The sequence below is a fragment of the Streptomyces sp. NPDC029014 genome, assembly GCF_055564695.1.
Window position 1 is genome coordinate 1 of the sequence record NZ_JBVHVT010000253.1, and the last position, 1,052, is coordinate 1,052.

At 55.2% G+C, this 1,052-nt stretch carries 1 protein-coding gene; it reads right to left on the reverse strand.

All coding sequences use genetic code 11. The annotated features are described in order from the left end of the window. Positions 1-638, reverse strand: a 638-nt coding sequence (locus tag ACZ4VL_RS40910) for a KAP family P-loop NTPase fold protein (RefSeq protein ID WP_468211159.1), incomplete at its 3' end; no start/stop codon positions are given. Positions 639-1,052: the final 414 nt, after the last annotated feature.

The window sequence follows — 1,052 nt, forward strand, 5'->3', positions numbered from 1 at the left end:
ATCGCGTAGTCGGGTCGGCAGCGGTCTAGTTCGTCAATGATGAAGAGGATCGGCCGGATCGGACCTGTCGGCTTGCGAGCGGAGACCGCATCTCTAGCCGCCTCAAGGGCAGATCTGAAGGCTGGCTCAGCGTTCATCAATTCTCTTTGCCTCTCCAAGAGGCTTGCCGCAATCTTTTCGGCGCCTTCCACCAACGAGGCATAGCCGGGTACTGTTACCTTGGCTGTAGCACTTAGCGCGGGCAGGATGTACTTGGCGCCCGTAGCCGCTAATTGGGAGCCAACCTTTTCTAATTTATTTCGGAGCGCGCTTTGGGGGTGTTGTTTTTCTGCTCGTTCCTCAATTACGTCAAGAAGCTGCGCAAGAATTGGGGCAAGAGGATCACCGTGATGATCATATTTCCATGTGTCGACTGAAATGGCCTTAATTTTGAACTCATTCTGGATGTGCGCCTTTAGGCGTTGGAGAAAAACCGTCTTGCCACTGCCCCAAGGTGCCTGAAGAGAAATGGTGAGTGCCTGGTCAGCACTCTTCGCAATTAGGTTGGACAGAACTCTGCCGTCATGTGCCCGGTCGAAAATGTCTCCTTTCCAGGGTGAAGCCGGGTCTACAACAGGGGGGGCTTCCTTTCTAATCATTGGAATGTCCTTGCCTCAGATTGACCAGAGTCTATCCATCATCTGCCTTTTCAGACATCGTTCCGATCTAAGTGGACCCGCAACTGGGCGTAGATGCGCGTGCGCAGCGGCTGGATCCCGAGACTGTCCAGTTCTCTTATGTCCAGCGGGAGAGTTTGGCGAGGAATCCTTCCGGCTCGGAAGTCAGGCCATCTTTCTGATGGCATCTGACAGGTGTTCCGGCGACAGGTGAGCATAGCGCCGGGTCATCGCCATAGAGCTGTGTCCAAGCACCTCCGACACCGTATGCAGGGGCACATCCGGCTAATCTGCCGCAGGATTCGCCCCTTGTGGTTGACTGTGGCCGGAGCTTTGCCGATTTCTGCAGCCTTCACTTCCGCCCACACCTGGGCAATCTCCCCCACTTTCCGACCT